The sequence below is a fragment of the Microcystis sp. LE19-41.2A genome (assembly GCF_027530405.1).
Classification (GTDB): Bacteria; Cyanobacteriota; Cyanobacteriia; order Cyanobacteriales; family Microcystaceae; genus Microcystis; species Microcystis aeruginosa.
In genome coordinates, this window is sequence record NZ_JAPZQJ010000387.1 from 13,634 (window position 1) to 32,982 (window position 19,349).

Here is a 19,349-nt window from a genome sequence, read left to right on the forward strand (position 1 = left end):
TAGCCGACCCCAAAACGGCTTCTTTTAATATAGCTCACTGTTTACGTCCTGACAAGTCTGAGGCAGGAAAAGCAAATCATTCTCTTAAGCATATCATGGTAAGATGATCGATCACTGAACCCCTGATACTAAGAGGGATTGAAACCTGACAAGTCGTGAGGCTACTGTTTAGCCTTTTCATCGAATCCCTATTAGGGATGGAAACCAGACAGGGCAATATGCGATCTTTGTCTATGAGGTTGTCCATGCTACTCTGTCTCCTTTTGTTCACTCCAAATATCTGCCGTTTTAGATCGCCTGAACTCCCCACAACGATGTGGCGGTGACACCATGCTGATCAATATTTTCCGAGTTCCCGACAAAAGGTTACACGGACGCAGAACCATCGTCAGTGGTATATCCCCCTCATTTCCTCTTACCATAGCTTTTTGATCTCATTTATCATTACAATATAGGTATTGTAGCACAAATATTCTAAAACTACAAGTATATTTTCAAGGTGAATCGCAAAAAAGAAACAATTACACTGTCAATCCCTCCCGGCACGAAGGAGAAGCTAGAGGCGATCGCCCGACGCTTTGACATCTTTTGGGGGAAAAGTCCTAGTCCGTCAGGTCTAATCGCCGCCATCGCCGAAGGAGAACTGGAGATCGGTGAACCTTTTACCCTCTCGGCAAAGCGGGTCGAAGCGATCAAGGAAGCGATCGACCGTCTGGTGCGATCGGGTAACATCGAACAGGCCCAGACTCTTTCTAATTTTCTTTTAGAGAAGGGAAATCTCTCCCCTCAAGAGCGTCGGGAGATTTCCGAACAGGTGAGTCAGTACGATCGCGATTGGCGGCTCACGGTGGAGCGCTATATCCATGACCGGCAAGCTTTTCGGGTAATGTACAAAAATTCTCAGGGACAGACCCTAGAATTTACCGTTCGCTCTGCCGAGATCATGTTTCGGGAAAAAGAATTCTATCTAGAGATCTGGTGTGAGGAAACGGTTGACCTGCCAGAAGAAGATCAGCGAGACTTTCCCGAACTTGTTCACAATCGCTGTCTTAAATTCTCCCGTATTCAAAGCCTGATCCCGATCGAAGAACCATGGCGAGACAGTCTCGATTTTATAGAAGTACAATTACAATTAGAAAAAGACCTCGTGAAGGCCTATGAAAGGAACACAAGGGATATCGACGACCGAGAGGTAAACGGAAAAAGGATTATAACCCGTAAAGTCTCTAGTCCTTTTTGGTTAATTCGGGAGATTTTACCCTACGGAGATCGCTGTATTGTACTTACACCAGAGCCATTACGCAACCGGATCAAACAAATTTTATTTAAATCTCGTCAACAGTACGAATCGGGGTAAAATGTGCGATGCGACGGTAATATCGCCCTCGGGAGCGGTTAGCGAGAGAAATTCTGGTAAAGTCAGGGGTTTAGAAGATATAAGAGTCATGGTCAATTTTCAACCGAAGCGATAGGACAATCGAGCGGGAATTTTGAGATCGGGGCGATCGCTTATTTGGTAATATTCCCCGCGCATTCTCACATTACGAATCAAACTAACGGGAGGCATATTAATCACATCGTAGCCAATCACCTGATGGGTAAACATAACATCGAGAGGATTTAAAGGATAGGGATAAATAAATAAATCCTCTTTTTGTTTTGATAGGGAAAGTTCTGTCAGTTTTACTTCCGCTTTACTCATCCATTTTCCCAAACGAATCCATTTAGGAAGTTGTAGGGGGTGATGGGAAATGATAAAACATTCAAAAACACTTTCGGGAGCGATTTCTTTTGCCCTGCCAAAACTGGGAATATTTTTCTGGGTTTTTTCCATCTCCACATGATAGTTATTATTGGCATATTTCCAAGTATTGAGAACCGCCGTATGAACGATCGCCCGTGCGGGAGTGACATAAATTTTCTCTTCGTTAAGAGGATTTAAATGTTCTTGGTACTGTGGAATCTGTTCGGAACAGAAGTAACGATAACTATCGCTATTTACCAATCCCAAAGCATAACAGAGCGCGTAATTATGGATTACGGGTTCGCTTTCGTAGAGTCTGCCGATTTCACGGGTTGCGTAATAAAGACTATCGTGCAGTTCTAATTGACAGGAATAAATATGTACCATAATGATAGGGTGGGCGACACCCACCCGACGAAATTAGCTATTTTTTCTCGGCTTTCTTTTTCTCGATATATTGTTTAAAGTATTTTTCTGAATCCTCATTTGCTTGATTTAGAATCGATAAAATTCCTGCTTCCGTACCCGTGAGAGTTTTCACCTCAGTTAATAAAGGTTGAAAATTTTCCCCGATAAAATCGGTATGAACGATAAATTCTTCCGCCATTAATGCTTGTATTGCTTCGGTGGCTTTTTCCATAACTAAATCCTCATCTAAGGGATCGATCGAGTGTAATACTTCATCGGGAAGGCGATCATATATTGCCTGTGTCCAGCGCAAATTACTAACAATTTCCCCATCGGCAAAAATAACACCGATAAGCTCATTTCTTACCCGTCCCGTCCGGGTGGTTTGCGCGCCGTAGTGACGGGTACGCAGGATGTTATTAAAAACGTAGAGAAAACTTGCTTCTGTCGGATCTTTTAGGGTGACAATACTAGGGAAAAACACCTGCGGACGAATGTGATCTTGTTGGTTAATTCGGCTAGTCACTTCTCCTACTTTTGTGTTATTTTCTCCCTTTGATGCCATAGTGCCGTTCTCGTAGGGAGCGTTCAAAGTAAAACTTTCATGGGATTCATCAAAGGGTGTGATCGAAAAAGCCGTATCTACTACTACTTTCGATTTTTCTGAACCCGAATCACCGATGGCAAAACCATAAATAATACAGTCGGCGTTATTCATGGCAAATTTTACATTGTACTCACATTCTTCGGCGGTAATTAATCCGTAGTTTCTGAGTAATTCTCGACCTACTAGGCGTTCTGGAGTTGATTGCTTCCGTTTAAACATCGATAAACGACTAATCGTTTTTTTGCTATCAATTCCAGCACGAACACGAGCTTTATTTAGGTCTCCATCTGTTTGAAATAAAGGATAAGATTCTGTAACTCGAATCGTCAAAAAGTGAACGTATTTTCCCATCGGTTTGTAGGGAATCTCGCTATGAAAGAATTTAGAATTGAGGGTTTTCAGTAAAGACATGGTAGGTACTCCTTGAATTAATTATTGTTTTCAGAATCTTCTTCCACAGATTGACCCTGGGCTTTTAACTCTTGATTTTCTCTGTCCTGTTCAAGACGGTAAAGAAATTCGCAGGTATCGCGAATGAGGTTTAATTGTCTGCCAGCTAGACGCGCTCGATCGCCATTAAAAGAACCCTCGAACACATCGATCACAAAATAACGAGCAAAAGACAATATTTTCTGTCTTTCCTGTTCTCGATCGGATAAAATCCAGCGACCTTCTGCTGTAGAAGCATGAACCCGATTCATTAAGCTGGCCACTTCCGCCGCTACTACAGAAACTAGGGCTTCTCCCTGATACATTCCTCCTTTGAGAATCGTATCGGCGGCCACATCTATCGGTTTTAAAACCGCGTTTGCTTTCGGATTATATCGTTTATTAGCTCGATAGAATTGACGATACAATTCGGTTAACTTTTTCGGGTGATTTAACGGGGATTGCTCTTCCATATTAATTGTGAAATTAGAACGGTGAACTTCTGTAACGTAAGGATCGAAACAAGGATAAAAATCGTAGAGATACAGAGCGATTCGATTAGCGCTCGGTATATCGGCATCTTTGCCCCGTTTCCACTGTTTAAGGTAATGAAAAACATAGAGAGGACTGGTTTCTAAATTGATAGCGAGTTCCGTTAATTTGCCCCAATTGGGATCATAACCCGTCTTACCCTGCTTCGAGTTCACGTCTAAATGAATAGAATAGGCTGCGGTTAGGGTATTTAAGGGGGCGGAATATTTTTTTCCGTCATTATCTTGCCATGGGTTCAAGACTCGATCGAGACGGAATCGATCGCGTCGAGTTAAAGACCGGATCGCTTGGGGCGCACTGTCGAGAAATACCGTCTCTTCAAATTCCGCACCGTCGCGATAGGGAGGAATAGGAGACTCAGAAACCACCGTTTTGACATCTAGAATCATCGGGAAAGCTAATCCTAACCATGCTGGCATAACCCAGGATTCCGTATCGGTGGGATCGCGGCCCGGAGGTAGGGCCATAAAATAAAAGGTTAGGGGTTTATCTTCGGGATAGGATAGTTTAAAAGTGCGGTCTTTTTTGCCATCTTCCTCCTCGTTAATTCTTTCCTTTTTCTGCCTTAATTTTTCATCGATCAGGAAACTATCGACACTCTGATAACGGGTTCGATCGAAGTTAGCGACTAGATCCTTATCGACAAAGTGCAACTTTATCGAGCTATCAAAACGAGTTTGAGCGATGTTAGCGTAGGCTTTTTGTAAAAAACTATTGGTTTCGGGAGTAAAATAATAGGTCGGGTAAAAGTACAGATAGCGATATTTGCCGTCCTCGAAACGTTTTCCTACCGCTTGGGTTTGATTCATAAGAATCTGACGCAACATCATTTCCGTTCCCGCGATACTGGAAATGTTTCGTTTGGCGTTCGAGCCTGCCAGCATTTGTTTATTAGTATAGACTTGGGGAGTAAAAAGAACCGCCGATTCCATCTGTTCGCTGACACTATAGGGAGAATGGGAGATCGAACAGAGAAGTTGACGGCCGCGACCTTGTTTTTTAGCGGCGTTGTAGTGGTTTAATTCTTTCTGGAAGATTTCGATCGAGTGGGCCAATTCCCGACCGGGTAACTGCACCATTTGATTAACCCACTCTCGCAAATCCTCCCAACCATCGGGTAAGTTATATCCCGCAACTATGGCGGCGATTTTTGCGGCGAGAAAAGCGATTAAATCTTCTGCAACCGGTCTAATATCCTCGATTCCGGGATGCTGTTTCAGGTATTGCGCCGCTAGATAATACCATTCGTAGGGAACCCCTCCCGTATTGCCTTTCAGTTTGAGTTCTTTTAACGATTCATTAATACGCTTGATCGCTCGAATTTGTGGCAGATAATTTTCTAGATTCCAATAATGCGCGATCTCGCTAATTAAATCTAAATCCGGCGGTGCGGGTAAGTTTTTCTGCAATTTTCGCGCCTGTTCGATTTTTTCCAGGCGATCGCCCCAGATTTTCCGCGTCACCACGTCCCCGAATTCCGCTAGGCGATCGATGCGGATATCATCTTCACAATGAAAATCGTAATCCGTCGGTAAAACGCCCTGTTGTTGAAATTTAATCAGGTTTTCGCCGCGACTTCCGGCCACGGACGCTTTATTATCACCGAGGATGCGAAGGGTGGCGTTGAGGGCAGCGCGCATTAACCCAGCATCGTCGAAAAATTGGCTGTAGTAATCTGCGTATTTCATCCCCTTGCCATCTCGGCCGAATCCCGTTTGTTTACGCTGTAATTCGCCGCTACAGAGGGATTTAATGGTGTCCACCACTCGATTCGGTAAGGTTTCTAGGGACACTTCTGGCGCGTTTTTGGGGGCGATATAGACAACTCCCGTAGGCAAGTAAAGTAAAGGCTGATAGTCTAGTTCTTGATGTGCTTCCATCACCGCGTTATTAAGTACGTTCGTTAGTACCCCGCGGTTTTCGGCGATACTGTGGTAAGTGAATTTTAGTTCCCCATCGCTGAGGCTGTATAAAAGGTCTTGTAACGGGGCTTTTTCCGCATCGTGGGGGTGTTTAATAATGGAAGCCAAGCGATCGGCTAGACAGGCAAGATCGGTTAAACTTTCGAGAGCGCTATTGTTTAAGCGAGTATTTAACCCATCTTCAGAGGTATTTCGATCGGTATCATTCCGACGCTGGGCATTTTTAGCGATATATATCAAATCATCAAGATATTCAGTCCATTTTTCTGGTTGATCGGAAAATAAAAAGCGATCTAATCCTAATTCGGGAACCAATACTTGAAAAATCTCTCGATGTTCCTCTCGTGATAGTTTGCGGATATCTCGATCGAAGTCCTCGTTAATCTCGATATATTTCGCCGGCATCGCGGGAAAAAGCGAGTAGCGGAATTTCTCGAAATCGTGGAGAATAAACCCAGCGATCGCCAACCTGCGCTCGCATTCCTTTACTACCCGTCGAACGGTAGTATTGAGTTTTTCTAGTCGTTTTTCGATGAGATTAGCGGGAAATAATCCATTAAGTAAATGAGTATTGAGAGATTGATCGCCCGCGTTATCCCGTCGAACTTTGCTTTTTCCCTCTAATTCCCGACGGCGATCGATTTCCTCGAAGAAATTTCCTCCTTTTGCCGTGACACCGATCGCTAATCGGAGTAAATTGGGTAATACCATTTCGGCAAAATCTGCCATAACTCGATCGTCGGGGTTTTCCGCTCGAATCGCCTCCCGTAGGAGTTTTAGGGTTAGCAGTTGGCGAACGGTTTCGACTCGGCGATCGCTTACCGATTCGCTAATTCCTAAATCTTCGCCAGAAAGAGATTCTAAATCAATATCCTCGAACTCAAAATCCAGATCTTCATCGTCAATTTCTGTAGTGTTATCGAATAGATTTAACTGTCCCGTTTCCTCTAATTTTTTTTGTTTTTTAGGCATCTTTCACCTCTAGAGAGTCTAAATAGTCGGTAATTTGTTTGAGATAAAGCGGAAATTGAGATAAAGCGATCGGAATCGCCTTAAAAACAAGTTCATTATCGATCGCCTCGTATTGATGCACTAAACGATTTCGCATTCCTGATGATTTCGCCAACTCCCCGGCTAGTTCTCTGGTAGTTAAACCATTTTTACCAGCTTCTATAAAAGAATCGTAATAGGTAGCGGGAGTTACGTTATGTAATTGTAAAAGAAGATAGCTATTAATATCGGAAGATGACTCTACCAATAATTCTATCAATCTCTCAACCATAAGTTGATAGTCAAAATTGTCCAAATACTCTGATAGAGTAACGCTCTCGAACCCCCGTAATCGATTAAGATATTTGATCATCAAACGAATTCTAACGGTGACTATCTCCCTTTCCATCGTTTAAACTCCCCATTGTTTGAGCCAAAGATCGATACTGTCTTTTTGAATCTTTCGGAATTTAGCGGTATCGGCGTACTCTTTCCAAGCGCGTACACGAAATTTTAAAAAGTCTCCCGTATTTTTTTCATAGATAAGTTTTCCATCTCGTGCGACTTGATACTTCATTAATGGAGAACAGCGATCGAGTTCAATTAGATCGATCAAATCACGGTTTATCTCAAACAATTCACTCAAGATAGAGAGAGAAGTTAAGTAATCATTACTGATTTCCTTAATATGTGTTTGTCTGTTTGCTTCATCGTATGAAATTGCCAAATCCCAATCGCTATCAGGTTTATGCTCTCTGCGCGCTCTAGAACCGAAGAGAATTAATAGTTTTAAATTCGGTAGTTTTTCCACAGTCGTGGTTATTCTATTGATTGTATTGATAATTTTCAATTCTTTCGTATTTTTAACCATTTTCTGCCTCCAAGGAATCTAGATATTGAACGATCGAGCGTTGGTAGCGTGGATAATCTCGTAAAATATTAGCGATCGAGGAATGAACAATATCGGGATCAATTTTCTTGTATAAGTGTACGAGTAAGTTTCTTAATTTAATAGACTCGGCCAGTTGAACGGCTAGGTGTTCTTCTAAGATTCCCAGTTCTACGATTTGAAATAATGCGTCGCGAGCATTATTCGGAGACTCGATATCTAAACATTTTAAAATCTGGTAATTGATATCGATGCCAGTTTGAACGATAAGCTGAATTAACCTTTCTATGGCTAATTGACGTTCTCTTAATGTACGATAATCCTCTAAGGTGATCGAACCGTACTCGCTAAGTTCGGCGAGGTATTGATTCATGAGGTTTAATTCGTCTATCGCAATCAGAGGTTGAATAGCATTTACACTCCTTTTTCTCGTAGAGAAATCTCTAGATTATTCCGTAATTGACGGTATAACGCTTTCGATTCTTCAGGATTCATGAGAAATTTTTCTTTAAATACCTCGAATAGTCCCGTTTCCCGTTCGTATAGAAGTTGACCATCCCGCGCGACATAATGAGCAAGGATCGGCGAACATCCTTTTAAATCAATCACATCAATTTTGTCCTCGGGAATCTCTAAAGCTTGTTCGAGTAGTGTATAAATTTTCAACAGACTCGAAATATCCTTTTGATCACTTCTTTCCTCGTATAAAACAGCGAAATCCCAATCGCTATCAGGTCTATGCTCTCCACGCGCTCTGGAACCAAAGAGAATTAATAGTTTTAAATTCGGTAGTTTTTCGACAATAGCCGTAATTTTTTCTACTAGCCTATTCATATTTAGCCCCTATCAAAAAAAATGGCAAGAATCCGATGGATATATCGATCGATGTCCCTAGCGTCTGTCTATGTCTATTATCAAACGCGGAGGAAGCAAAGAGCACCTAAATCCCAGAAAAAGTGTCCGTACACTTTGACTCCCTCATCTCTTGTTTGATGGCTAATCTTCAGAAGGTGTGTAAAAAGAGAGTTGTTCTTCTAAAAACTGGTTGTGAGCCTTGTTATATCGATATTCGTGAGCTATAGGTTCAATTCCCTCGAATTTGTTTTCAAGTTCCTCAAGTCTATTTTTAATATCGATAAGCTCCTCTGATGTTTTGTCAGTCCCGCAACAATTTTTGATTATTTCTATAGCAAGGGCTTGTTTTTCTTGCTGCTGACCAATTACCAGTACAATTGTTTGCTTGCTTTCATTGTTTAATGCCTCCATGAGCGGATGATTCAGGGTGTACTCGAAAGGGTGATCGAGAAAGATGAGAGTAAGCTCTTGGGATTTAGGCAGGTTCATAGATTTTTAAGTGGTTTGGTTTATTGGTTTATTCTAGCTTAATAGTAAAATAGGGATCATGATAAAGGTAAAAACGGATGCATTCGGCTAACTAAAACATTCTCTTCTCTCCTCCATAATACTAAATTCTGTTTACAAGGCATAGGGGAGCGAGGAGCGGGGAGAAATAATCCATAACTTGGGAGTTGACCACATATCTATGATATAACATGATATGGGTAGTTAGGGCAGAATAAAAAACTGGAAAATTTAGAAAAACCCCTTTTAGGGATTGAAAAAGCCGTATGCAACCTTTTCAATGAACCCTTTTTTCCGTTTTTTTTCAAATAAAGGGCAAAATCCCTATTAGGGATCGATAATCTCTTTTTTACTTTCCCTTTCTTTTTCTCGTTCCTCCAATGTCACTCGTGCGTAGGCCTGCAATTCCTTAACTCGTTCGGGGGTCAAATCGGAAATCCATTCCCCGCGTTCGTAAGATTCAAGATAATCTCGTTCTTCCGGGTCGAGATTACTAATATCCGTTCGTTTTTTATATATTATGAGCGAGTCTATCGGTTCCTCGTGAGAACGAGCGTTAGGATTATTCATGGTTATCGATCTTCTGATAAGTGTTGTTTAGTGACCTCAAACGGCATCAACAGATCCACACCTTACCCCCTTTCCCCTTAAACCGATACGCGAGAGTATCCAACAACAAAGCCGATTGACCGATCGCTATAGAATAGGGAGACACGGGAGAATGAATACTACTCTCGTCACTAATCGGATAAATACCGAAGTGCATCGGTAATTGTAAGCGTTGGCGAACTGCAGCGACGGGATAGGCAAGAACGAAGCTAACCAGAGCCAGATCCCGTAACTCCCGACTAATTCGATCGAGCCAAGGATTATCCGGTTGCCAAACACCGATTCCCGTCAAAACCTGTACTTTCCACGCAGAGGCGATCTCGCCTAAATCGCCGTCGTAGGTAAAGCGCCAGTTTAACCGTTCCTCTCGATACCCCTTTAAATTCAGAAACGCAAGACAATAATCGAAACGTCTGCGTGCGATCGGTGTTTCCGTGGCCTCGATCTGGCGCTTAAACTCGCCTTTTCTCCACACCTCCACCTCTAGATTACCGAGAATACTGGGTAAATCGTAGGTTTTAAAGCGATCGCATTCCTCCAGTTCCGTCGAATCGTATAACCCGCATAATAACGGACTCGACCCGCGAAAACTAGACGCATCCTCGAAAATCGGATTACCGCTTTTCCCCGATAACTCCTTCCATTCGTCGGCCCATCCTTTCACCCGACCGGCGACCCGTTTTAAACTGGTATCGAAAACCTCCTCGCATTCCTGTTGAAACTTCTGGCGACTTTCCCCGTATTGGGATTTGATCTTCGGACTCCCTAAATTCCACCAGAGTTGAAATGATTGTACCGCTCCCCAACGTTGGTAATAACCCTCGAAATTATTGATATGACGGTAGTTACTCTTGATGGCCTCCTGTAGCTGAATTCGGTCATACCGTTCCCCGACTTGTAACGGTGCGTCTTTCTTCTCGAATAACCGTTCTAGGAAAAATTTCGGAACCAGAGCGATCGCTGTGAAGTTAGTAAATTTTACCGCCGTTCCCTTTCGATCGTAGCCGCTGTGACGGCCTAAACGGCCGAAACGTTGAATAAAATTTCCCGCATCCGACGACTCGAAAATGAGAAAATTAATCTTGAAGTCCACCCCCACATCGATGGTACTCGTTCCGATCACCAGATCACGATTTAACGATGCCAACTTCTCCCGCGTTCCCGAAAGACCCGTATTTTCCCCCACTGTTAAACCGATAGTCGCCAATAATTCTCGGAAAATCGGCAGCAGACGTTTAACCGAAGCGATCGAATTGAGAATAATCGCGCCCTTGCTGCCGGGGTATCGCTTAAAATAGTCTAAAATTCGCTCTTTATTTTCCTTCAACCAATTTTCCGAAGTTTGAAAACTCGACGGTAAAGGAATAAAAGATAGCTCGATTTCCGAGGTTACTTGTCGCCATCCCCTTTGAGCGAGGGAATTGGCCTCTTCTGGGGTATCGGGAAACCGGTATTTTCCTTCTCTTACCGGGTCGATCGATCGATAGCGAAACCCCGCTTTATCCAATCGTTTTAGTAAACCCTCGTCGGGAGTTGCGGATAGAAACAGGTATCGTTTCCCACGATTGGCCCGTCGGATTAGAAGCATGGTATTGATAATACTGGCGACCTGTGGCGTGCCGAAAACGTGAAATTCATCGAATAGGAAGAGAGCGAAATGTTTATCGATCCGGTTCCATAGCTGATCGGGGTTATCGTAGGGGGTTAAATAGGCCCCCCGATGCAGATAATGGAAAATATCGGGGTTAGTTAAGAGAATTTCCGACTGTTTCGATCGAGTCTCTAGAGCGATCGCTTTCGTTTTCCCATCCCGTTCGGCGTACAATTCCAACTCGGGCCCGGTTAAAAGATTGACCCGGGGTTGATCCGTTGGTTGAAATCGTTGAATATATGCCTCGATCTGACCCCGCTGATCCCGCGCTAGTTCGTTGGTTGGGTAGAGTCCCATAATCGGGAAATATCCTTGCAAAGTTCGCAGGTAGGCCGCTAGACTTTTCCCGTCCCCCGTCATGGCCGAATTGATGATTACCGCGACATCGGGATCGTTGAGTGCTTTCCACGTCTCCACCTGATGCCACGATAACCGCCATCCTTGCGGAACCTTGATCCCGTCTGGTATCTCGTCTGCGGGACAGGAATAGACTGGCCTGAGCGTTACTTGATAATTTACCATGAATTTCTGTCCGTAACTCCTTGCTATCTTCCATAATAACCACGATAATAGGGATGGACAAGTACCTTAACAGAAAAAGTGTCCGTATATTTATAAACTATGAGCCGGATAGGACAATCAATCACTTTATCGGTCAGTGAAAAAGAAAAACAGTCCCTAGAAATCCTTGCCAGTGAATTCGGGCTATTTTGGGGAGATAAACCGAATATATCGAAGTTAATCAAAGAAATTGCGCGTAATAAGCTTAAAATCGCTCCTAATCACGACTGGAAGCCCGATCGCTTGCAGATGCTCCAACAGGCGATCAATTTTCTCATCGATGCTGGACAAATCCCCATCGCCCTAGAACTAACTAAACTACTATTAGAACGGAGCGAACTGCCGGGACCCTTACGGAAAGAGCTAGAAGACCGCCTCGATAATCCTCCCCCACCCTGGCGGTGGGAACTCGATCGCTGCATTCTCCGACAACAACCGTTTCAGTTATCCTATCAGGATGCCGGCGATCGAATCTGGGAATTCCATCTTTACCATGCCGCTATCAATCGTCACGAGGATCGCTTATATCTCGATTGTTGGTGCGAGGAAACCGAGGGAAATCAAGATATTTCCGAACTACAGCATAATTGGAGTTTAAGGATCGATCGAATCCCCAACGATTCCTTAATTACCCCGATCCCTAGGGGCAAATGGCGCAATCAGCTTGATAGTGTGTCGGCCGAGTTTCAGCTATTCGATGGATTAGCTCGATCGTACCGGACTAAAACCGCTATCGATATCGCCAACGAATTGATCTCGAACGATCCCCTCGTCCGGCAGATTACCCGACAGGTAACGAGTAGCTTCTGGTTTTTCCGCGAAATTCTCCCCTACGGAGAAGATTGCTTGCTGATCTCCCCGGAAAAAGTCCGCAAGCGTTTCTATGACAAGTTGCAGCGGCTTTATCGGCGCTACGAGTCCTGAAAAGATTTTCGTCGCTGCTCAATCAAGGCATGAAAACTCACATCTGATAACTGATCACTGACTGCCGATTACTGATTTGACATTTGGGCGGTGATTACGGTGAGATCGATCGCCCTTTCCCCCCTTCTGATTCTTAGGGGTAAAGATTGACCGATCCCGGTTTTTTCCACCATTTCCTGTAACTCAGCGCCATCGCTAACCGGTTGATTATTAGCTTTAACAATCACATCCCCGCGACGGATCCCGGCTTTTGCGGCGGGGGTATTGGGTAGGACTTTCACCACCAAAATTCCCGACACTTCCGGGACGATCATGGGAGAATTGGGGTTTTGATTATTAGCCCGGGCTAAATCGGGAGTTAGATTAACCATCTGCACACCGATATAGGGATGGGCCACCTTTTGACCTGCTTCTAGGGTTGCTTGTAACTGCTTGGCCCGGTCGATGGGAATGGCAAAACCGATGCCCATGGCATCGGCACGAATCGCCGTATTGATGCCGATGACTTCTCCTTGGGCGTTGAGTAAAGGACCGCCGGAATTACCCGGGTTAATAGCGGCATCGGTTTGGATAAAATCAATGCGTTTATCGGGAATACCCGCCTTAGCCGCCGAGCGCCCGATCGTGCTAATAATTCCTAAAGTTACCGTATTATCTAGACCGACGGGATTGCCTACTGCGATCGCCCAGTCCCCCACTTGTATGGATGAGGAATTGCCGAGGACGGCTACAGGTAAATTTTCCCCTTGGGGATTAATTTTCACTACGGCTAAATCAGTGATCTCATCAGTACCGCGCACTTCTCCTTTGAAGCTACGACCATCTTTTAAAGTTACCGTTACCTTATCGGCATTATCGACCACATGGGCATTAGTTAAGATTAAACCACTGCCATCGATAATAAAACCCGATCCCTGGCCAGCAACTCGCTGCTGGGTGGGAAGACGAAACTGTTCTCCAAAAAACTCCTGAAAAAAAGGATCATCAAAAAAGGGGCTATTGGGACGAGTAATGATCGCTTCGGTGTCAATTCGCACTACTGCCGCACCCGTGCGCGCCACTGCCTTAGCGACAAAACTTTCCGCCGTCATCTCCGGGGGAATTCTGGCCAGATCGGCGGCAGTGCTGGGCAGATTTTGAGCATTTACCGCCGCTAAACTGCTAAAACCGAGCATAATTCCCAGAAAAGTTGCTAAAGCGTGGGTAATAGTTCGCCGTAACCCTGTAGGAAGTTTCATACTTTGATCTCTGAATTCTGATGTTTTGACTGTTTCTGTCTATCGGTTCACAGACCGACTATTAAAAATCTAACAAATCGATCGCTCCGATTAAACTAAGACGCATCTTAACCGCCTATCCTTAGATTAGCTGACCCCCCCTTGCCACCCCTTGCCACCCCTTGCCCCCCCGATGTCGGGTAGGGTTGGGGGGTCTTGTCTCTTGTCTCTTGTCTCGTCTCGTCTCAACAAGCAATTTAAAGGCGCGGGCAGCTTAAACCAATGAGTTGACACCAAATCCGTCTGCTGGCGGATTTGGTTAAGGTTTGCCGTTAACTAGGGCTGGCTGAATAAATCTAAAAACCTTGTTGGATAAGGCTTTTAGACTTTTTTGACCTCAAAAAGTGCCTACCATTGGAGTGATCGGGGGTAAAATTCCTGGACTTTTTCCCTGAAAATTAGGTAACTGACTACCTCAAAATCGGTAAAACCCTACACCCCACACCCCACACCCCACACCCTGCCCCCACGAAAAACTTTTTCAGCAGACCCTAACTAATCTCTGATCACTAGGGGCGATTGCAGGGTAATATTTAAATCTCGATCGGGGTTAACAGAGTATAACTGCACGGAACTACCACCGACAATTCCCGCCGCCGGTAAGCCCCATCCTGCAAGGGTTCCCACGGCTGCCCCCGCTAAGACATCGAGAACTTCGATCTTGCGATCGCCCGTAAGAGCAGCGATCGCTGTGGCTGCCCCCGCACCGGCGAGGGTTCCCCCTAAGATATCTTGAGTTTTTGCCCCTTTACGCAGGGTTTCAGTGGTAGTAATTAATCGCGAAGTAGCATTGAGGGGAATGGTGCGATTGCCCCCATCAAGGCGAATTTCATCGGCAATAAACCGCACACCTCGGCCGGCTGCTTCTAAAGTACCCTTGACTTCACTTCCCGCTGCAATCACCACAATCCCATTGCGGTTACGAATATCTCTGGCTACGGTTAAAGTCAGAGGAATAACATCACTTTTAGAAACTAAAATTTTATCGGCTTTCTCGTAATTCAAAGGGATAACTGTTCCCACCGGAATCGAGATTTGTTGAGCGATGAGACGTGGCCGATTAATATTACTTTGAGCGAGGACGGGAAAAGTACCGGACATCGACCCCATGAGCAGGGTAATCAGTAAAGCTGTACTGGCTCTAGTAACAGGATTCATAGACATAGCGGTTATCCTCTCAAAAAACAACAGTGAACTTTCTCTGTTTCTAGATTATTTTTTTCTGTCTGTCATGTCAGTCCCCTCAACAGGGAATTTTTTCCCTCTCTATAGGGAAAAAAGTGGAGTGGGGAAAGTTTCCGCATTTTGTCCATCGACCGCAAAAGAGAGCCGAAAAGCCTAGAATAGTAAAAAACCTCGGATTGCCATCGTCTATGGAACTCGCTGCCGGAAACATCCTTAGTCATCGCTACCAAATTATCCGTCAATTGGGAAAAGGGGGATTCGGACAAACTTTCTTGGCCTGCGATCGCCAGTTACCCAATCAAAATCGTTGTGTGATCAAACAATTTAAACCCCAGTGCCAGGATGCCGAAACTGTAGCCATCGCTAGACGACTCTTTGAAACCGAGGCGAAAATCCTGCAAGAATTGGGCATTCATCGCCATATTCCCCGTTTATTTGCCTATTTTGAGGAAAATGGGCAATTTTTCCTCGTGCAAGAATACATTGAAGGGGAAGATTTAGCCACAGAAATTACTGCCGGTGTCTATAGGCAAGATGAAGGGAAAGTGGTGGCTTTATTAACAGAAATTCTCTCAATTCTCGAATTTGTCCATCAGAAACAGGTGATCCATCGCGATGTTAATCCCTTCAATCTTATTCGTCGCAGCCAAGATCATCAATTGGTTTTAATTGATTTTGGTGCTGTCAAACAAATTAGCACTCAAGTGGTTAAAGAAGGTAAAACCGTTTCTACCATCGCTATTGGTACCCCTGGTTATTTCCCCAGTGAACAGGCCCAAGGTTATCCGCGTTTTAGTAGCGATATCTATGCCACTGGTATTATTGGATTACAAGCTTTAACCGGTAAAGAGCCCGAAGATATTCCACTGGATGCTCGCACGGGGGAAATTCTCTGGCAACATTTGGCCATGACTAGCGCCGAGTTTAGTTATGTTATCGAGCGCATGATCCGCTATGATTTTCGTCAGCGTTATACCAGCGCTGGTGAAACATTAATCGATCTGAGAAAATTAGGGAAAATTCATCATCTCGCCACGAAAACTACCCAGGGGGTGAAACCTCAAGGTCAGGTTGCTCGTCAAGGGAAATCTTGGTTAAAAAAAATCTTATCTGTCTGTGGGACAATTGGCTTAATAGCAGGTTCTTATCTGGGTTTTGACTATTGGAAAAATTCTCGTAATTCTCTTCGTTACTATCAACAAGGTCAGACTTTTTATCAACTCAAACGCTATACCGATGCCCTCAATTACTATGATCAAGCCTTAAAAATTAATCCCGATTATCTTGAGGCATTCCAAGGAAAAGCTGATGCTTTATTAGCTTTACAAAGATACTCGGAAGCTTTAATTATCTACGAAAAAGCTATTCAAATTAACCCAGATTCCGCTTGGCCAGCTTGGCTCGGTCGCGGGCAAGCTTTAGATAAGTTAGGCAAAAATCAAGAGGCTTTGGAAAGTTTTGAGCGGGTCTTATCTCTTAATCCTGCCGCTAGTCAAGCTTGGCAAGGTAAGGCCGATATCTATCTAGAACTGCAACAATATTCCGCCGCCCAAAAAGCTCTTGACAAATTGTTAACTTTTCAGCAAAATGATGCCAAAACCTGGTATAAAAAAGGCTGGTCATTACAAAATCTTGAGGATTATGAAGGGGCAGTTAAAGCCTACGATCAGGCTCTAGCGATCGAATCGGATAATGCCTTAATTTGGTATCAAAAAGGTAATAGTTTGTATCAATTAAATAAAATTAATGAGGCTTTAGAAAGTTATAGCAAAGCTGGACAATTTAATCCCCAATTTTCCCAAGCTCACTATAGTCAAGGGATTATTCTGCAAAAATTAGGCCGCAAACCAGAAGCTTTGGAGGCATTTACTCAAGCAACTAAAGCCAATTCTAATTATTATCAAGCCTGGTTACATCAAGGGGCATTACTTCATCAAATGGAAAGATTTCAAGAAGCGATCGCATCCTACGAAAAAGCTCGCCGCATTTCTTCCCAAAAAGCCGAAGTTTTTATCGGTATCGGTAACGCTTGCTATCGTTTAGGCGACAATTCCCAAGCCATAACCGCCTATCAACAGGCGATTCAAAGGCAAAAAGATAACCCCGAAACCTGGAAAAGTTTAGGCAATAGTTGGTTTAAACTCGGTCAATACGAGCGAGCGATTCAAGCTTATCAAGAATCACTTCGTTATCGTTCCAATGACCGAGAAGTGCAAACACAAAAACAACTGGCAGAAACTCGCTGGCAAGAACTTCAGCAATCTTCCCAAAACCAAACCCCCAAAGTCGATAGTGAGGAACAGATTCCCTAACTTCCGCTCTTTTTCGGCAGCTTTATCGCTTTTTACCGGTATTTCTCGGCAATAATTCCCGTCCTTGATAAAACTGTTTTTTCAGTTCTCCCAAGCGCCAATAAACTGCCACCATAATTACAGTTAATGCTGTCAGCACTGTCACGGGAATGAGGGCCGATTGACCGAAAATTAGGGCTAAAAGTGGTAGAGATAGACCAAGAACAATAGCGATCGCTAATGTTAACCCCCGCAGACGATTAATATTTTTTAAAGCCCCTTGACAAACAGCACAATTTTTGGTATGGGACTGATATCGTTCGAGGAGAATCTCTTTTGATTGTAGGGGGGGAAAAGGTTGACCGGCGAAAGGATCAGCTTGGTATTGATTAACCCAATTGCGATACTCAAACACGAATAAATCCGCTTTGGTGGGGAGATAACAAGCTTGACTAAAATTCCGACTATCCCCCTGAGCTTGCAGATAACGCTCTTGATAGTAGAGAAAAATCTGATCATCTTCAAGAATAGCGTTTTGATTGATGTGGGAATACCAAGTGGGGGTAAGCTTAATGAAGAATTTCGGCAGTTTAGAGTTAAATTTAAAGGGAAAACGAGCAAAGAGACGACATTCTCCCTGACGGATTGGAGTTGCATAGACTGCGGTTAAAGTCCGTCCGAACTTTTCCGAGGTGAGATCGTGGTAAATTAATCCGGGGGCGATAAAATTGCTGTATTGCTGACCTAATTTACCTTTACGCGGTCCTTCGGGCCAAATTCCCTTAAATCCCTGACGATTGGACTCGATAATTTCTAACTCCATAGGAGCGGCATTGGCCCGATTACCGATGGTGAGATGATGGGTATAGGGAACATGACTAGAATCGATAATATTTTCGATTAAAGTGACGGCCGAGTAGGGTAGATCTCGAAAGGTATCCAAACAAATCCAAGCATCACCATCCTCCTCCATGGGTTCAATAATTGGAATCGCAGTCAGGGGAGCATTTTCGGGATTACCCGCATAAACGAATAATAATCCCTGACGGATAGCCGTGGGAAAAGAGCGCACACAAGCGCGTCGAGAGGTGTTAGCTTGACTGTTTTCCGGTTGTTGGGGAATAAATTCACAGTTTCCTCCTCCGGAAAAAGACCAACCGTGATAGGGACATTCTAGATGTCCGCTTTCGTTAAGACGACCTTCTGAGAGAGGAGCGAGACGATGGGGACATTTATCCTCGAAAACTCGCCATTCTTGCTGATTTTTGTCCCACCAAATCACTAAATCCTCTTCTAGTAGGGTAAAGCGTTGGGGCTGCTTTTTGTCTAAATCTTTGACGTAGTAGATAGGATACCAAACTTGACGACAATCAAAGCGATCGATATCTGTTCCCCCGATGGGATAGGTAGCAGTGCTGCTCAACATAAATTTTCAAATAAGTTAACATTTCTCCTCCAAAATCTAACAAATTTAATCGACAAAAGGGGACAGATGCCGGTATCTGCTGGGGAAACAAACACCGGCGCTATATTTTGGGGTGATAATTAAAGGGTTAACCACAGAAACCAAAAACCTACCTAAAGCTTTTTAAAGTTACTCATTTCTGTAGCTAGATAACTAAAATAAGTAACTTTGGCCAGCAATTCTCATTTTGAAACGATTTTGCGTTGTTTCAGCGATATAGAGATTCGTTAAGAATTATTAACCCCTCTAGGTGCAGGGGTTTTAATGTCATGAAACCTTAAAATGAGAATTGCTGAACTTTGGCCACAGATAGATTTTAAGAACGTTATCAGGTATAATCAGGATATGAAGCTAGTTGAACGTCATATTATCAGTCAAAACCATCCCTTATGGTCAGAAATCGACCATTATGCCTTCTTGTCAAAAAATTTGTTCAATCTAGCTAACTACCATTATCGCCAATATTTCTTTGAAAACTCCCAA

16 protein-coding genes and 1 pseudogene are annotated in these 19,349 nt (G+C 43.8%); 3 read left to right on the forward strand and 14 right to left on the reverse strand.

Features of this window, described 5'->3' with window-relative positions:
* Positions 1 to 499 precede the first annotated feature (499 nt).
* The gene (locus O9290_RS15765) at positions 500 to 1,357 is read left to right on the forward strand and encodes a helix-turn-helix transcriptional regulator (RefSeq protein ID WP_288057540.1); all 858 of its coding nucleotides are present in this window, start codon (positions 500 to 502) and stop codon (positions 1,355 to 1,357) included.
* Between the two features lie 15 nt (positions 1,358 to 1,372).
* Here O9290_RS15765 and O9290_RS15770 read toward each other — a convergent pair.
* From O9290_RS15770 to cas3, 11 genes and pseudogenes are all read right to left on the reverse strand, one after another.
* Positions 1,373 to 1,447, reverse strand: a pseudogene (locus O9290_RS15770) (Uma2 family endonuclease); the annotation flags it as partial.
* 9 nt (positions 1,448 to 1,456) lie between these two features.
* On the reverse strand, positions 1,457 to 2,131 hold the full coding sequence (cas5d, locus tag O9290_RS15775; RefSeq protein WP_012266047.1) for a type I-D CRISPR-associated protein Cas5/Csc1: 675 nt from the start codon (positions 2,129 to 2,131) through the stop codon (positions 1,457 to 1,459).
* A 37-nt stretch (positions 2,132 to 2,168) separates the two neighbouring features.
* Complete coding sequence (gene cas7d / locus O9290_RS15780) at positions 2,169 to 3,170, reverse strand: type I-D CRISPR-associated protein Cas7/Csc2 (protein ID WP_288057542.1); 1,002 nt, start codon at positions 3,168 to 3,170, stop codon at positions 2,169 to 2,171.
* Positions 3,171 to 3,187: 17 nt separating this feature from the next.
* Positions 3,188 to 6,634 carry a type I-D CRISPR-associated protein Cas10d/Csc3 gene (gene cas10d, locus O9290_RS15785; RefSeq protein WP_288057543.1) on the reverse strand — a complete coding sequence of 1,149 codons (3,447 nt, stop codon included), beginning with the start codon at positions 6,632 to 6,634 and terminating at the stop codon, positions 3,188 to 3,190.
* Positions 6,627 to 7,061 carry a type VII toxin-antitoxin system HepT family RNase toxin gene (gene hepT / locus O9290_RS15790; protein WP_002778659.1) on the reverse strand — a complete coding sequence of 145 codons (435 nt, stop codon included), beginning with the start codon at positions 7,059 to 7,061 and terminating at the stop codon, positions 6,627 to 6,629. The genes cas10d and hepT (O9290_RS15790) overlap by 8 nt, the downstream gene beginning before the upstream one ends.
* 3 nt (positions 7,062 to 7,064) lie before the next feature.
* Positions 7,065 to 7,523 carry a type VII toxin-antitoxin system MntA family adenylyltransferase antitoxin gene (mntA, locus tag O9290_RS15795; RefSeq protein ID WP_288057545.1) on the reverse strand — a complete coding sequence of 153 codons (459 nt, stop codon included), beginning with the start codon at positions 7,521 to 7,523 and terminating at the stop codon, positions 7,065 to 7,067.
* On the reverse strand, positions 7,516 to 7,914 hold the full coding sequence (gene hepT, locus O9290_RS15800; protein ID WP_002791882.1) for a type VII toxin-antitoxin system HepT family RNase toxin: 399 nt from the start codon (positions 7,912 to 7,914) through the stop codon (positions 7,516 to 7,518). The genes mntA (O9290_RS15795) and hepT (O9290_RS15800) overlap by 8 nt, the downstream gene beginning before the upstream one ends.
* Before the next feature lie 41 nt (positions 7,915 to 7,955).
* Positions 7,956 to 8,375 carry a type VII toxin-antitoxin system MntA family adenylyltransferase antitoxin gene (gene mntA, locus O9290_RS15805; RefSeq protein WP_288057547.1) on the reverse strand — a complete coding sequence of 140 codons (420 nt, stop codon included), beginning with the start codon at positions 8,373 to 8,375 and terminating at the stop codon, positions 7,956 to 7,958.
* Between the two features lie 162 nt (positions 8,376 to 8,537).
* Complete coding sequence (locus O9290_RS15810) at positions 8,538 to 8,885, reverse strand: hypothetical protein (RefSeq protein ID WP_002742891.1); 348 nt, start codon at positions 8,883 to 8,885, stop codon at positions 8,538 to 8,540.
* A 345-nt stretch (positions 8,886 to 9,230) separates the two neighbouring features.
* On the reverse strand, positions 9,231 to 9,473 hold the full coding sequence (locus O9290_RS15815; RefSeq protein WP_052277819.1) for a hypothetical protein: 243 nt from the start codon (positions 9,471 to 9,473) through the stop codon (positions 9,231 to 9,233).
* Between the two features lie 46 nt (positions 9,474 to 9,519).
* Positions 9,520 to 11,685 carry a type I-D CRISPR-associated helicase Cas3' gene (cas3, locus tag O9290_RS15820; RefSeq protein WP_288057550.1) on the reverse strand — a complete coding sequence of 722 codons (2,166 nt, stop codon included), beginning with the start codon at positions 11,683 to 11,685 and terminating at the stop codon, positions 9,520 to 9,522.
* A 99-nt stretch (positions 11,686 to 11,784) separates the two neighbouring features.
* On the opposite strand from cas3, the gene O9290_RS15825 reads away from it, so the two are divergent.
* Positions 11,785 to 12,648 (forward strand): WYL domain-containing protein, encoded by an 864-nt coding sequence (locus O9290_RS15825; RefSeq protein WP_288057552.1) that lies wholly within the window; start codon positions 11,785 to 11,787, stop codon positions 12,646 to 12,648.
* 68 nt (positions 12,649 to 12,716) lie between these two features.
* Here the strand turns inward: O9290_RS15825 and O9290_RS15830 are convergent, their stop codons facing one another.
* Positions 12,717 to 13,886 (reverse strand): HhoA/HhoB/HtrA family serine endopeptidase, encoded by a 1,170-nt coding sequence (locus tag O9290_RS15830; RefSeq protein WP_288057554.1) that lies wholly within the window; start codon positions 13,884 to 13,886, stop codon positions 12,717 to 12,719.
* 534 nt (positions 13,887 to 14,420) lie between these two features.
* Complete coding sequence (locus tag O9290_RS15835) at positions 14,421 to 15,089, reverse strand: hypothetical protein (RefSeq protein ID WP_288055516.1); 669 nt, start codon at positions 15,087 to 15,089, stop codon at positions 14,421 to 14,423.
* A gap of 209 nt (positions 15,090 to 15,298) precedes the next feature.
* Between O9290_RS15835 and O9290_RS15840 the strand changes: the two genes are divergently transcribed.
* Positions 15,299 to 17,422 carry a serine/threonine-protein kinase gene (locus O9290_RS15840; RefSeq protein WP_288055514.1) on the forward strand — a complete coding sequence of 708 codons (2,124 nt, stop codon included), beginning with the start codon at positions 15,299 to 15,301 and terminating at the stop codon, positions 17,420 to 17,422.
* Positions 17,423 to 17,444: 22 nt separating this feature from the next.
* Here O9290_RS15840 and O9290_RS15845 read toward each other — a convergent pair whose 3' ends face one another.
* A complete protein-coding gene (locus tag O9290_RS15845; protein ID WP_288055511.1) occupies positions 17,445 to 18,827 on the reverse strand; it encodes an aromatic ring-hydroxylating dioxygenase subunit alpha in 1,383 nt (460 codons plus the stop codon).
* Between the last annotated feature and the right edge of the window lie 522 nt (positions 18,828 to 19,349).

Excerpts from the sequence above, each read along its gene's own strand:
- O9290_RS15835 (WP_288055516.1), bottom strand. The coding sequence starts at position 15,089 with ATGTCTATGAATCCTGTTACTAGAGCCAGTACAGCTTTACTGATTACC.
- mntA (WP_288057545.1), bottom strand. The coding sequence starts at position 7,523 with ATGGTTAAAAATACGAAAGAATTGAAAATTATCAATACAATCAATAGA.
- cas10d (WP_288057543.1), bottom strand. The coding sequence starts at position 6,634 with ATGCCTAAAAAACAAAAAAAATTAGAGGAAACGGGACAGTTAAATCTA.
- O9290_RS15845 (WP_288055511.1), bottom strand. The coding sequence starts at position 18,827 with ATGTTGAGCAGCACTGCTACCTATCCCATCGGGGGAACAGATATCGAT.
- cas7d (WP_288057542.1), bottom strand. The coding sequence starts at position 3,170 with ATGTCTTTACTGAAAACCCTCAATTCTAAATTCTTTCATAGCGAGATT.
- O9290_RS15825 (WP_288057552.1), top strand. The coding sequence starts at position 11,785 with ATGAGCCGGATAGGACAATCAATCACTTTATCGGTCAGTGAAAAAGAA.
- hepT (WP_002791882.1), bottom strand. The coding sequence starts at position 7,914 with ATGAATCAATACCTCGCCGAACTTAGCGAGTACGGTTCGATCACCTTA.
- cas5d (WP_012266047.1), bottom strand. The coding sequence starts at position 2,131 with ATGGTACATATTTATTCCTGTCAATTAGAACTGCACGATAGTCTTTAT.
- mntA (WP_288057547.1), bottom strand. The coding sequence starts at position 8,375 with ATGAATAGGCTAGTAGAAAAAATTACGGCTATTGTCGAAAAACTACCG.
- O9290_RS15815 (WP_052277819.1), bottom strand. The coding sequence starts at position 9,473 with ATGAATAATCCTAACGCTCGTTCTCACGAGGAACCGATAGACTCGCTC.
- hepT (WP_002778659.1), bottom strand. The coding sequence starts at position 7,061 with ATGGAAAGGGAGATAGTCACCGTTAGAATTCGTTTGATGATCAAATAT.
- O9290_RS15810 (WP_002742891.1), bottom strand. The coding sequence starts at position 8,885 with ATGAACCTGCCTAAATCCCAAGAGCTTACTCTCATCTTTCTCGATCAC.
- cas3 (WP_288057550.1), bottom strand. The coding sequence starts at position 11,685 with ATGGTAAATTATCAAGTAACGCTCAGGCCAGTCTATTCCTGTCCCGCA.
- O9290_RS15840 (WP_288055514.1), top strand. The coding sequence starts at position 15,299 with ATGGAACTCGCTGCCGGAAACATCCTTAGTCATCGCTACCAAATTATC.
- O9290_RS15830 (WP_288057554.1), bottom strand. The coding sequence starts at position 13,886 with ATGAAACTTCCTACAGGGTTACGGCGAACTATTACCCACGCTTTAGCA.